Genomic DNA, 12,316 nt, shown 5'->3' on the forward strand with positions numbered 1-12,316 from the left:
TGCTTTCCAGCCTCTTCTATACTGTCGTTCATAACTAAGGAGTTATAACTTTGAAAAGCGCACAACCCCAACAGGGTTTACCAGCCATTGTTCTGGGAATTATCGTCGCACTGGCTATTCTGATTGGGCTTAATTCTTTTGTAATTATTAATCCTGGTCAAGCCGCCGTGTTAAGTATTCTCGGAAAGGCCCAGGATGGCGCACTACTAGAGGGGTTACACTTTAAGCCTCCCATAATTTCCGCCGTCGATATTTATGATGTCACTGTCCAGAAGTTTGAAGTTCCCGCCCAAAGTTCCACCAAGGATCTACAGCAACTTTCCGCTAGTTTTGCCATCAACTTCCGCCTTGACCCCGTAAATGTCGTGCAAGTCCGCCGGGAACAAGGTACTCTACAAAATGTGGTATCTAAAATTGTCGCGCCCCAAACTCAGGAATCTTTTAAAATTGCCGCTGCTAAACGTACCATTGAGGAAGCCATTACTCAACGGGAGGAACTGAAAGCAGATTTTGACGAGGCTCTGGTGTCACGATTAGATAAATATGGCATTATTGTTTTAGATACCAGTGTTGTCGATCTGACTTTCTCCCCTGAATTTGCTCGCGCCGTTGAAGAAAAACAAATCGCTGAACAACGGGCGCGGCGGGCTGTCTATGTCGCTAAAGAAGCTGAACAACAAGCCCAAGCCGACATTAACCGCGCTAAGGGTCGGGCGGAAGCTCAACGCTTATTAGCCGAAACTCTCAAGGCTCAAGGTGGTGAGTTGGTACTGCAAAAAGAGGCGATCGAGGCTTGGCGACAAGGGGGTTCTCAAATGCCTAAAGTCCTGATTTTGGGTGATTCTAAAAGTAAGGTTCCCTTCTTATTTAACGTCGGCGACCTAACTAAATCCTAATCATTGTCACCCAGTTGTTATTTCCTAGTAGGGGCATCCGCCCCTATTTAAACTATTAAGATTTGCCAATAAAGCCCTTAGCTAAAAGATGAATATATTAACTCTACAATCAGTTCAAAAAGACTTCGGAACTAAAGAAATTCTTAGGGATGCTAACCTGAATTTAGGAGTTATGGATAAAGTGGGTTTAATTGGAACTAATGGTTCTGGAAAATCCACCCTACTAAAAATGATTGTAGGTAGCGAACATATTGATGGCGGTCAACTCTGGGTTAACCCGAAAATTAAACTAATATATTTGCCGCAACAACCAGAACTTGATGAAAATAACACCGTTTTAGAACAGGTTTTTGCTGATAGTGGTGATAAACTGCATCTGATTCAGGAATATGAGGAACTTTCCTTAAAAATTGCTAAATTTCCCGATGATGAAAGCCTCATGACTCGCTTTTCCGAAATTATGCAGCGCATGGATGCTAGTAATGCTTGGGAATTGGAAACTCAGGCAAAAATTATTTTAACTAAATTGGGAATCGAGGATTTTGATGCCAAAATTGGCAGCCTTTCGGGAGGATATCGCAAACGTATTGCTTTGGCGGCGGCGCTATTGCGAGAACCAGATGTTTTATTAATGGATGAACCGACTAACCATCTTGATGCTATGTCTGTGGAATGGTTACAGGATTATTTGAATAGTTATCGGGGCGCTTTGTTTTTAATTACTCACGATCGCTATTTTTTAGATAAGGTCACTAACCGCATTATTGAAATCGATCGCGGTGATTTATATACCTACTCCGGCAATTATTCCTATTACTTGGAAAAAAAAGCCGAAATGGAAGATGTAGCGGTCAGCCAACAACATAAACATAAAGGAGTTTTGCGCCGAGAATTGGAATGGTTAAAGCGAGGACCCAAAGCCAGAAGCACTAAGCAAAAAGCCCGGATTCAACGAGTTGAAGAAATGCAGGATGTTGAGTTTAAATCAACCATCGGGAAAGTCGAAATTTCGACCCCCGGTCGCCGCATTGGTAAGAAGGTAATTGAGTTAAAGAATATTGCTAAATCCTATGATGACAAAACTTTAATTAAAGATTTTACCTATACATTTAACCCCCAAGACCGCGTGGGAATTATTGGCAGTAATGGAGTCGGAAAATCTACCCTTTTAGATTTAATTACGGGTCGGGTTGAACCGGACTCGGGAACTGTGGAAATTGGCAGCACTATTCATATTGGCTATTTTGACCAACATTGTGATAACCTGCTGGAAGCGATGAATGAAAATCAGCGGGTTATTGATTATTTAAAAGAGGTCGCAGAATATGTGACTACCGCTGACGGAACCCAAATTACCGCTTCCCAAATGTTGGAGAGGTTTCTATTTCCTCCCGCCCAACAATATGCTCCCTTAAATAAGCTATCTGGCGGCGAAAAACGGCGTTTGTTTCTGTTACGGGTATTAATGGAAGCACCCAATGTTCTGATTTTAGATGAACCGACTAATGATTTAGATGTGCAGACTCTTTCGGTGTTGGAAGAGTATTTAGAGGAGTTTAATGGATGCGCGATCGTCGTGTCTCACGATCGCTATTTTTTAGATCGCACCGTCGATATGATTTTCGCCTTTGAGTCTCAGGGAGTCCTGCGTCAATATCCCGGTAATTATTCCGTTTATTTGGACTATAAACAAGCGGAAGAAGTCGCCAAAGCACAGTCACAGCAAATGCAGGTCGAGGCTACCCCCAGCCAACCAGAACCGGAAAAATCCCCCCGCTATTCCTGGGGGAAAGACGGGCGGCGCAAACTTTCCTCTAAGGAAAAGCGAGAGTATGAAAATCTGGAAAAAGAAATCGCTAAGTTAGAGGAGAAAAAACAGCAGTTAGAGGCGGAACTTTACCAAGCCTCATCAACTTCTGTCAGTCGGGTGCAGGAGTTACACCAGCAAGTTGAGTCCTTGACAGTGGAAATTGATCAGGCGACAGAAAGATGGATGGAGTTGGCAGAAATTGCCAGTTTATCTTAAAATAAGGGAGGGGGTCTAGGCTTGCACAATCACCATTTCACCGTAGCATCTTTAGCAAGAAAGCAGAAGTTATCATGGCTAAGTTAGACCCGCTTCCCGAAATTCTTGATGCCCTAGCCCGGTCAATGGAAAAGCAATTCCAGGGGGGACTCTGTTCGATTTTACTATGCGATCGCCACGGGAAACTACACCACGGCGCAGCCCCTAATTTGCCCAAGGCTTACTCCCAGGCTTTAGATGGGATGATCATTGGTCCCGAAGCTGGTTCCTGTGGAAAAGCTGCTTTTTGTCGGGATATTGTCATCGTTGCTGATATTGCGACAGACCCCCTATGGCAAAACTTCAGACATTTAGCCCTAGAACATCAATTGCGTGCTTGTTGGTCGGCTCCGGCGATCGGTAGTGATCAGCAAGTTTTAGGAACTTTTACCGTTTATTTCAAGACCTGTCGCACTCCCCAAAATCAAGAGTTAGAAATTCTCCGCCTTAGCGCCCATATTGCCTCCATTGCTATTGAACGCGATCGGACTACCCAAGCCTTAGCCGACTTAAATCAACAGTTAGAAGTGCGGGTAGAAGAACGTACCGCCGCCCTCAGAGAAAGTGAAGCTAAGTTAGAAGCAATGCTTAATTTTGCTCCGGCGGTAATTTATGTCAAAGACTTACAAGGACGACATACCTTTGTTAACAGGGCATTTCTGACATTATTTAACTGTACTCTAGCAGATATCATTGGCAAAGTTAACCATGATTTTTACCCACCCGAAGTCGCTGATGTTTTTGAAAAACATGACCGCATAGTAATTGAATCTTGTCACTTCCATCAGCTCGAGGAAGAGGTGACCATCCATGACCAAAATTATACTTTCCTCTCCCATAAGTTTATCCTGTTTGACCAAAATCAGCAACCCTACGCCCTCTGTGGTATTTCCAATGATATTACCCAGCGCAAGGCTTTCTACAATGCCCTCCAACGCAGTCAAGAACAACTCAAGGCAACTTTGCAAGCCATTCCCGACCTAGTATTTAGACTGAACAGCCAAGGGGAATATCTGGCTATTTATCCATCCGAATATGTCGGAAATTTAGTGGACATCAAATTAGCCATTGGTCACTCAATCAAGGAACTATTACCCCCCCCTATTGCGGCGAAATATAGTCAGGTTACGCAAACAGCCCTAGCCACTAACACCCTACAAACCTATGAACAAGATGTAGTGATTGATGGGGTTTTGCGTCATGAAGAAGTCCGGGTGGCTCCCTGTGGTGACCATGAGGTAGTTTTTGTCATTCGGGATATTAGCGAACAGCAAGCAGCACTCCGTGAACGCCAAAAAGCCGCCGCCACTATCAGGAAAAGTGAGGACAGATTTGCACGCATTGCCAATAATATGCCGGGGGTTTTATATCAATATGTTTTGCATCCTGATGGCTCCCATAATTTTATCTATATTAGTGAACGCTGCCAACAAATTTTTGGTTTAGATGCTGATACAATCACCAGAGATGCTAATGAGTTATTCAGACTTTTTGAGTCGGAAGATTTTATCTCTCTTAAATCCTCAATTTTGCTATCTGCAAGCACCTTAAACACCTGGTCTTGGGAAGGAAAATTGATTACCCCATTTGGTGAAAAAAAATGGATACAGGGTATTTCTCAACCGGAACAACAAGCTAATGGCGATATTCTTTGGGATGGGGTAGTGGTAGACATCAGTGAACGTAAATTGATGGAAATCAAATTACAAAAAACTGTAGCCGAGTTAGACCGGGCTACCCGCCTTAAAGATGAGTTTCTGGCAAATATGAGCCATGAACTGCGTACCCCTCTTAATGGGATTTTGGGGATGTCGGAAGCGTTAAAACAAGGCATATTAGGGACATTGAACCCTAATCAACATCATGCGATCGCGATGATTGAAAAAAGTGGTAAACACTTACTAGAATTAATTAGCGATATTCTGGATCTGTCCAAAATAGAGGCGGGGAAACTCGAACTATATCTAACGGAAGTATCAGTGCAGGAACTATGTAACTCTAGTTTAACTTTAGTCAATCACTTGGCATTTACCAAACAAATTAATATAGAGAGTAACATACCCCAGCAATTACAAAAAACTTTCATCAAAGTAGATAATCGGCGGCTGCGTCAAGTCCTGATTAACTTGCTAAGTAATGCGGTAAAATTTACCCATAAAGCTGGTAAAATTAACTTAAATGTTGGCATAAAACCATCTCCTAATCCGGCAATTTCCACTCCTCAATCTATCTATTTCTCAGTCATAGATAACGGAATTGGGATTGCTCCCGATGACTTAGATAAACTGTTTTTACCTTTCACCCAAATTGATAGTAGTCTGAATCGTCAATATAGTGGTACTGGACTGGGATTAGCTTTGGTTAAACAAATCATAGAATTACATGGCGGTTGTGTTCAGGTGAGCAGTCAACTGGGTAAAGGTAGCTGCTTTACAGTTTATTTACCCTATAATGAAACCTCAAATAATATGAGCAACTTACCCGATAGTTATAGATGGGAATTGCCTAGTTATTTGAATGTAATAAATCCTCAGTCTCCATTAATTATGCTGGCGGTAGAGAAGGAGGCTCATTTGATTACACTGTCTAGTTATCTGGAAGCTAAAGGCTATAGTTTATTGATAGCCAGAAATGGACAGGAGGCGATCGCATTAATCGAATCCCAATCTCCCCAATTAGTTGTAATTGATATTCAAATACCTGTGCTTGAGGGTTTAGCAGCCATTAAATATATTCGCCAAAATCTCAAGTTAACTAACTTGCCAATTATTGCCTTAACTGCTGTAGAAACCACTGGCGAACCGGAAAAATTACGAGAAGCGGGAGCCAATGAATATCTAACTCAACCGATTAAATTAAAACATTTATCTAACCTAATTCATAACCTTTTAAACCCCTAAACTTGTCCCTATAGTCCCACCCATCATCAAAGCCAGTCCCGTTAACTATCGCCCCTCAATTATAGCAATAAATGTGGTCGGTTAGATGTTGTTGTCAGAGGCGATCGCCTTTTTATATTGACTGAAAAGTGCGATCGCTTTTGGGAGTCAGGGAACCTCGGCTAAAGCGGCTTTAACTACTTCCACCCCAGCACCGGGAAGGTGTGCGTTTTCGCTTAAATATCGCTTCCAGGCTTTAGTCCCTGGTTGTCCAGCGAAAAGTTGTAGGATATGGCGGACAACGCTGTTAAGTCGCCCTCCCTGACTTAACCAATTTTCGATATAGGGAAGCATTTGTTCTACTACTTGATGACGGGTGGGTGGGTTGATATTTTCGCCGTAAATTTCTCGGTCAGCGATCGCAAATAAATAGGGATTATCATAGGCGGCGCGACCAATCATTACCGCATCAACTTTTGTGAGTTGTTGTTTCACCTGTTCAAGGGTAGTAAATCCTCCATTAATTTCAATTGTCAAATCGGGAAATTCTGCCTTGAGACGGTGAACATCTCCATAACGCAGGGGGGGTATATTTCGGTTATCTTTGGGGCTTAATCCTTGTAGCCATGCTTTGCGCGCGTGAACAGTAAAACGCTGACACCCAGAGGCGGCGACCACCCGCACAAATGCGGCCATATCTTCATAGCGATCGCGATTATCGATACCAATACGATGCTTAACTGTTACCGGAATATTAACGGCTTTTTTCATGGCTGAGATGGCTTGAGCAACTCTTTCCGGTTCCGCCATTAAACAAGCGCCAAAGTTACCATTTTGCACCCGCGCACTCGGACAACCTACGTTGAGGTTAATCTCATCATAACCCCAATCTTCGGCGATTTTAGCACAGGTCGCCAGTTCATTAGGATCATCTCCCCCAACCTGTAAGGCGAGGGGTTTTTCTTCTGGTGAAAAGTCCAGTAATTTGTGGCGATCGCCGTTAATAATTGCAGCACTTGTCACCATTTCTGTATACAGTAGGGGACGGCGGGTAATTTGTCGCATGAAGTAACGAAAATGGCGATCGGTCCTATCCATCATGGGTGCAATACTCAGGATATGACTTTGATAATTGTCCTCACTTAACCTCAGTTGTGGACTGATAGCTGTCATGTTTAAAATCATAGACTATACTATAATTAGAGTATCTAAGACTATCTAATAATAGTATACCATGACTAATTTTTATGGCAATCTTTCCCCCCAACCATTCCGCCCAAATATCTGATCAATACTCACCAACTGCTCAATGTTCAGCCCGGATTAACTCATCACTCTGCGCCATATCTTCCCCCATGACATCATCGATATTAATCAACCCGTGATTAGGCAAAAAATTACAGGTAAAACTTGATATAATTAGTGGGCTTACTGATTACTTACTGAGTCCATAATTAACCATGCTAGAACCAGGGACATTACTGTTAAAACTTCAACAGCAAACCGCACGGGCTTTAGAGGTCGGTGCATTACAGCCTATTAGCACCCATTATCAGCTCATTGAACAGGCGGAAATCCCTTTTTTGGTCAGGGTGATAGATAATCTACAACGCAAGGCTACAGTCCAGGAAAAGCAGGAAAAAACCCAGACCGCCACCGGGGTAGAATTTAATCCTTTTTTACCTTATGACCCTGATTTATTTGTCGAGAATTTATCAGCTACTCATGTGGGTTTACTTAATAAGTTTAATGTCGTTGATTATCATCTGTTGATAGTAACGCGGGATTTTCAAGAACAGGATAGTTTACTAACCTTAGAAGATTTTGAGGCTATGTGGCTGGCTTTGACCGAAATTGACGGTTTAGCCTTCTATAATGGTGGTCGAGAGGCGGGGGCTAGTCAACGCCATAAACACCTTCAACTTGTGCCGTTTCCCCTAATTCCTAATGGTTTAAATGTACCGATTGAAAAGGCGATCGCATCTAGTATTTTTTCCGGTTCAATCGGTAAAATACCCCCCTTTGAGTTTCGCCATACTTTATCATTATTTGAACCCGGTTTAGTCAATGATTATAAATTAGCCGCCCAAGTAACTTTGGCAGAGTATTTAAAATCCTTGGATTTCCTGAAAATCTCAATTAATGATAATGGGAAACCCGCCACACATTATAACTTATTGGCGACTCGAAATTGGCTGTTAATTATACCGCGATCGCAAGAAAGTTGGGACGACATATCCGTTAATTCTTTAGGGTTTGCGGGGGCGCTACTGGTTCGTAATCATCAACAATTGGCACAACTAAAGCAACAACAACCCTTAACTATTCTCAAGTCTGTGGCTTTCCCTATTTAAGCTACAGATAGCGCCTGTTTAATGCGTTGAACAAATGATGCAGGCATTCCCGCCACCCATTTTTCTCGGATGATACCATCTTCCACTATTACAGCGGTGGGGACAGTATCAATTTTTAGGCGATCGTATGCTACGCTATCTAAAGCGACCACCGAAAAATTGAGTTGATAACTATCAACAAACCACCGCATTTCATCATAATTAGTAAACGCGACAACCCCTAAAACATCAGGCAATTCCGGGCAATCATGGACAATTTTTAACACCTGTAACCAGTCCTTACACTGAGGACAGCGGGGACTCATAAAAACGATTAATTTTGAACCCAAACTGAGGTCTAAATCTACTGCTTCTCCTAACCATTGATTTTGCCAGGGTCGGTTAGCTTGAATCGGCGCTAAATCAAGGAATGGATAGCCATGAATATCTAAATAGGCTAGGGAAGCTGAGGCGGCTGTATAGCTAACTAAAAACGTCGCTATAACAATCATCCACCGCCATAAAATAGTCCCTGTGTTATAGTTGCCAATTAAACCTACACCTAGGAAAATAATATATAATAAATTCAGCAGTAAACTTTGATTGGGGGTGATTTTTAGCCAGCCATTATAACAGCCACAATCTTCCGTTTTTCCCGTCGATGTACTCCCATAAGTTAACCACGACAGACCCATTAAAATTATGATACTAAACGGGATCATAATGGCGGGTGTCGCCCCGAAAATTAACGCGGTTCCTATGGTCGCTTCAACAGCTATAAAAGTGATGGTTATCGGTTCAATTAACCCAGAAGTAAATAGCCTCAGTTGGGCGATGTGTTGGGCGAATTTCCAAGGTTCAATAATTTTGGCGATCGCTGTTAGTAAAAATACACTTCCGACAAATACAATACCAAAATTAGCTAATGTTGCGGATATCATAGTTAAATCATGGTTAAGCGTTAATCACAGGGGTTGGGCTTCCTACAGGTTATCCCCGAATCAACTAGAGACCCAGGGAAACCTATATACACTGGGGAAAGGACATCTGACAATTATGTGATAAAACTTTGCATTGTTCAAGATTTAACCTTCCCATATCTATGATATCATTGTTTATCTTCAATAGTAGCTTTACCTCATTTTGGTATCCCCAACTGAGGCGATCGCTTGCTTATTTGGGAGGGACATAAAATCTATAGCAATTCCTGATTGATCTACATCTAAACTCCCCTTACCCTATTGGGGAGAGGGGTTAGCAGTGAGGGATTAGATAAGTTAAAATCTGATTAATACCCATGAAACAATCCCTTAATACTTCATAATTCAGTCAGGTTAATAACTGCTATAGAAGACTCTTGTAAATTACCAGTATACTTATAGAAAAGTGGGAACTAGAATTAACAACCTACAAGTTACTAAAGTTGTAGATGGAGATACTATCAAAGTCTTGCTAAATGGTCGCCGAGAACCTCTGCGATTGCATTGCGTTGATACCGAGGAATCATTTGCTAAAGGTTCCAAACCTGTCACGCAAACCGGAATAGAGGCTTCAGCTATGGCTAAAAAATACTTCACCGAAGCTGATGGAACCTTAACCCAAGTTGATTTGGAATTTGATAGTCATGATTCCTTAAAAGTCTGCTTAGACAAATACCGAGATACCTATGGTCGTTTGATTTGCTATGTTCATAAGGGCGATGATAATTATAACTTGCGATTAATTCAAGAAGGTTGGAGTCCCTATTATATTAAATATGGGCGATCGCAATTTTATCACCGCCAAATGATGGAAGCAGAAGCGATCGCTCAATCCCATAATCTCATCATTTGGAATCGTAATTTACCTCAAAATAAGCCATTTCGTGATTATGAACTATTAAGCTGTTGGTGGTCATTAAGGGATAGTATTATTCAAGATTATCGCCATCATGGCAAAACAGCCGGAGTGCTTTCTGTCCGTTTTGATTATCCCGAAATTCTAGCCGCCGCCGCTAGTCAACAATGGATTACTGTATTTTGTGACTTACAAGATGGTATCACCAAATGGATTGGTAATAGTGCCTTAATTCATACAGGGTCAAAAGACCATATTATCAAGTTATGGATACCAGAAGCCAAAAGCGATAAAAATGCACCCATTGTCCGATTGATTAATCGTCGATATGCTGGTCTCGGTCGAGGATATGTTTATATTACTGGTCGGGTTATTATGTATCGAGATAAACCCGAAATCACCATAAATCACCCACAGCAATTATCTGATTTTTGTCCTACACCACATCACTTACAGCAATTGATAGCACTTGGGGAGCCTGATCATGTACAATCAAAGATAATTGTTGAATCTAGGAGTTAAGAAAAATGCCAGCCGATTTACCAAAAGGATTCCCAGAACCCACAGCCATTGGAACTATTGAAGTTAAAAAATACCCCCATTATCGGGCTGTTACCTACCGTCATCAGGGAGATTTAACCATCGCCACCCGCATGGCATTCAACCCCCTATTTCAACATATTAGCACTAATAATATCGCCATGACAACCCCCGTCGAGGCGCGATATTTACAGGAAGATTCCTGGGAAGAAACATCGGCGGCTGATGTGTCTTTTTTATATTCTCAACCCGAAATTAATCCCCAAACTGTTGATTCTGATGTCACCGTAACAGATACCCCAGAAATGATCGTCGTTAGCATTGGGATTCAAGGTCCTTATACCTGGGAAAGCTACCAAATACATTTGGATAAATTGAAAGACTGGTTACAACAGCATCCCGAATATCAAATTTTTGGACCCCCAAGACGCTTGTTTTATAATTCCCCCATGACTCCCCCCTATTTAAAATATAGTGAAGTACAAATCCCCATTACTCCCCGTTAACCGCTGGGGGTTGACAAGTTTTGGCGACTCATCATATAATATTGACATATTCTTTTTTCATAATTGGAATGTTTTAGTCAAAAAAAAATGTGTATTTCCCCATTATATAAATAATACCACAGCCTCACCCCAAAATCAAGACGCGACCCCCAACCAGAAATTTTTGTAACAATTATTAATTTTTTGTTACAAAAGTTAATCTAATTATCAGAATAGACCGATACCGGGGAATCGCCCTGGGTGTAACCATAACAGGCGGGACTATGTTAGAGGGAACTAGAATCCAAGCTCTTGGCTTCTTCGTCGCTTTGGGGAAGGTGTAAGCCGCACTCTTGTTTAAGTCCCCGGAACCGGGTATCACGATCGCTTTGATCACTATCAGTCACCGGGCGACTGGAATGCCAATCACCAACAGTAGTGTAACCGAGGTCAAAATAGGGATGATAGGGGAGGTCGTGGGCGGTTAGATATTGATAGACATCGCGGGAATGCCAATTAAGAATCGGGTAAACCTTATAACGACCCGATTGGTAATCAATAGAACGCAAAGTTTGGCGGTGTGCGGTCTGATCAGCCCTAAGTCCCGCCAACCAAGCCGTAGCCCCAAGTTCGTTTAAAGCCCGTTGCATAGGTTCAACCTTGCGGATTTGGTCATAGCGGTTAAAGGCTTCGAGATCATTTTGTTCCCACAGACGACCATAAAGTGCTTCCATCCTAGCCGGAGACAGGGAAGATTGATAGACTTTCAGATTGAGTTGGAGGCGCTGAGTCAATTCTTCAGCAAAGCGGTAGGTTTCAATGGGAAGATAACCCGTATCGACCCAAATCACCGGAATATCTGGAACTACCTGGGTAACTAGATGTAGCATCACAGCCGATTGGATACCGAAACTGGTACTCATCAACAACCCTGACCCAAAAGTTTCCGCAGCCCATTTCACAATATCAGTAGCATTAGCATTTTTGAGGCGATCGTTAATGCTATCGAGATCCAGTTGCTCTAAAGTGCGATCGTCACAGCACCCGTTTTGGTCTGACGGGATAGATGCAGATTGTCCGTTGGAATTAATTAGACTCAAATTCGTCATCTTTTTTCCCTCCTAGAGACCCCCGCCATAGCTGTATTCAGCTGGGCTGGCTGCCGGAGTAAACGAGGGGCAGCACTTAGTTGGCATACGAATAACCATCCTTCTTGTGAATATTTGACTGATACATTTACGCGACATTTTTCCGGTTGTTCCCGGACAATGCAACGATAGCA

At 42.3% G+C, this 12,316-nt stretch carries 9 protein-coding genes; 6 read left to right on the plus strand and 3 right to left on the minus strand.

Going from position 1 to position 12,316, the window contains the following annotated elements:
• Positions 1-50 precede the first annotated feature (50 nt).
• The 3 genes from P5683_RS05640 (at position 51) to P5683_RS05650 (ending at position 5,861) form a co-directional block, all read left to right on the plus strand.
• Positions 51-896, plus strand: a complete 846-nt coding sequence (locus tag P5683_RS05640) for a prohibitin family protein (protein ID WP_006626209.1) — start codon at positions 51-53, stop codon at positions 894-896.
• Positions 897-984: 88 nt separating this feature from the next.
• Positions 985-2,922: an ABC-F family ATP-binding cassette domain-containing protein gene (locus P5683_RS05645; protein WP_315638938.1), complete on the plus strand. Its 1,938-nt coding sequence runs from the start codon at positions 985-987 to the stop codon at positions 2,920-2,922.
• 74 nt (positions 2,923-2,996) lie between these two features.
• Positions 2,997-5,861, plus strand: coding sequence for an ATP-binding protein (locus P5683_RS05650; protein WP_315638936.1), 2,865 nt, complete (start codon positions 2,997-2,999; stop codon positions 5,859-5,861).
• A 147-nt stretch (positions 5,862-6,008) separates the two neighbouring features.
• Here the strand turns inward: P5683_RS05650 and dusA are convergent, their stop codons facing one another.
• Positions 6,009-7,013, minus strand: coding sequence for a tRNA dihydrouridine(20/20a) synthase DusA (gene dusA / locus P5683_RS05655; RefSeq protein ID WP_396442545.1), 1,005 nt, complete (start codon positions 7,011-7,013; stop codon positions 6,009-6,011).
• A 287-nt stretch (positions 7,014-7,300) separates the two neighbouring features.
• On the opposite strand from dusA, the gene P5683_RS05660 reads away from it, so the two are divergent.
• A complete protein-coding gene (locus tag P5683_RS05660; RefSeq protein ID WP_006626213.1) occupies positions 7,301-8,194 on the plus strand; it encodes a phosphorylase in 894 nt (297 codons plus the stop codon).
• Here P5683_RS05660 and P5683_RS05665 read toward each other — a convergent pair.
• Positions 8,191-9,114, minus strand: coding sequence for a MauE/DoxX family redox-associated membrane protein (locus P5683_RS05665; protein WP_046321254.1), 924 nt, complete (start codon positions 9,112-9,114; stop codon positions 8,191-8,193). The two genes, P5683_RS05660 and P5683_RS05665, sit on opposite strands and share 4 nt — an antisense overlap.
• Positions 9,115-9,559: 445 nt before the next feature.
• On the opposite strand from P5683_RS05665, the gene P5683_RS05670 reads away from it, so the two are divergent.
• Together P5683_RS05670 and P5683_RS05675 are read left to right on the plus strand one after the other, a co-directional pair.
• Positions 9,560-10,531, plus strand: coding sequence for a thermonuclease family protein (locus P5683_RS05670; RefSeq protein WP_006626215.1), 972 nt, complete (start codon positions 9,560-9,562; stop codon positions 10,529-10,531).
• Between the two features lie 5 nt (positions 10,532-10,536).
• On the plus strand, positions 10,537-11,055 hold the full coding sequence (locus tag P5683_RS05675) for a heme-binding protein (protein WP_006626216.1): 519 nt from the start codon (positions 10,537-10,539) through the stop codon (positions 11,053-11,055).
• Positions 11,056-11,321: 266 nt separating this feature from the next.
• Here the strand turns inward: P5683_RS05675 and cysH are convergent, their stop codons facing one another.
• A complete protein-coding gene (cysH, locus tag P5683_RS05680; RefSeq protein ID WP_006626217.1) occupies positions 11,322-12,143 on the minus strand; it encodes a phosphoadenosine phosphosulfate reductase in 822 nt (273 codons plus the stop codon).
• Between the last annotated feature and the right edge of the window lie 173 nt (positions 12,144-12,316).

Origin of the sequence: Limnospira sp. PMC 1279.21 (assembly GCF_032349615.1) — a bacterium.
In the GTDB taxonomy this organism is placed as follows: domain Bacteria; phylum Cyanobacteriota; class Cyanobacteriia; order Cyanobacteriales; family Microcoleaceae; genus Limnospira; species Limnospira fusiformis.

Excerpts from the sequence above, each read along its gene's own strand:
- P5683_RS05675 (WP_006626216.1), top strand. The coding sequence starts at position 10,537 with ATGCCAGCCGATTTACCAAAAGGATTCCCAGAACCCACAGCCATTGGA.
- dusA (WP_396442545.1), bottom strand. The coding sequence starts at position 7,013 with ATGACAGCTATCAGTCCACAACTGAGGTTAAGTGAGGACAATTATCAA.
- cysH (WP_006626217.1), bottom strand. The coding sequence starts at position 12,143 with ATGACGAATTTGAGTCTAATTAATTCCAACGGACAATCTGCATCTATC.
- P5683_RS05645 (WP_315638938.1), top strand. The coding sequence starts at position 985 with ATGAATATATTAACTCTACAATCAGTTCAAAAAGACTTCGGAACTAAA.
- P5683_RS05650 (WP_315638936.1), top strand. The coding sequence starts at position 2,997 with ATGGCTAAGTTAGACCCGCTTCCCGAAATTCTTGATGCCCTAGCCCGG.
- P5683_RS05660 (WP_006626213.1), top strand. The coding sequence starts at position 7,301 with ATGCTAGAACCAGGGACATTACTGTTAAAACTTCAACAGCAAACCGCA.
- P5683_RS05665 (WP_046321254.1), bottom strand. The coding sequence starts at position 9,114 with ATGATATCCGCAACATTAGCTAATTTTGGTATTGTATTTGTCGGAAGT.